This is a genomic window from Cryobacterium sp. MLB-32, from assembly GCF_000738085.1.
GTDB lineage: Bacteria > Actinomycetota > Actinomycetes > Actinomycetales > Microbacteriaceae > Cryobacterium.
On sequence record NZ_JPRS01000271.1, the window covers coordinates 1 to 829 of the forward strand.

Annotated in this window: 1 protein-coding gene and 1 pseudogene; one reads left to right on the top strand and one right to left on the bottom strand. The window is 62.0% G+C overall.

What is annotated here, in order from left to right; all coding sequences use genetic code 11:
* A partial coding sequence (locus tag JF66_RS17430) for a GNAT family N-acetyltransferase (RefSeq protein ID WP_035880010.1) occupies positions 1 to 359 on the top strand: 359 nt, incomplete at its 5' end.
* A gap of 41 nt (positions 360 to 400) precedes the next feature.
* Here JF66_RS17430 and JF66_RS24540 read toward each other — a convergent pair.
* Positions 401 to 829 (bottom strand): annotated as a pseudogene (locus JF66_RS24540) (hypothetical protein); the annotation flags it as partial.

Here is an 829-nt window from a genome sequence, read left to right on the forward strand (position 1 = left end):
GAGCTAACGAAGCTCTGACAGCGGGCACGTTCATCGGTACGGGCGGAGTGAACATGACTCCAGCACTCGTCTGGAACCTCGGGTATCGTCTCTCCCCGGCCGCGTGGGGTCGAGGTTTCGCTACGGAAATCGCCCGCGGTGCGGTGGCTGCCGTCCGAGCCCAGAATGACTCAGTTGCCATCACGGCCCGCGTCCTGTCCAATAATCCTGCTTCGGCGCGGGTCGCGTTGCGCGCCGGGCTGAACAAGGTGTGGGAAGGACCAACAATGGCTGCAACCGGAGCGGGCATCACTGGGGAAGTCTTCTCAGATCGGGATCTCGCAGACGATGCCTTTCGCTGGTTGATCGAGAACGTTTAGGATTCCCTACATCGACCGACGGGTATGCCAGGCCTGTGCCATTAGGGAGTTGCGGTCGTACTCATCTCTGCGGCAACCTGCTCAGCCTCGGCAGCAGAACCGAACCCCAGCGCTATCTGGCCGGTGGTGACGGCATTCATCACCCGCGGTGCGGAGAGGACCCGGCCGTCGAGGACGAAGGCCAGATTCTTATTCATAGCCTCGCGGGTAACCTCGCCGAGCGTGCCGGAATCACCCTCGTTCAGCTCAATGAGGACCGAATCTGCCGAGCTTGGAACCTCGGGGAGCGCTACGGACGTCGGTGTGACAGTACCCAGCGATTTTCCCAACTCATAGGTAATGGTTCCGCCCCTGTCACATGCGGTCGCTGGGCCGTCTGAGGTCAGAGCCGGCGCAGTGCAGGGACCACTAACAGAAGAGACCACCAGACGCAGCTCGAGAGGCTTCCCCGGCGAACCGGTGTCACCGTC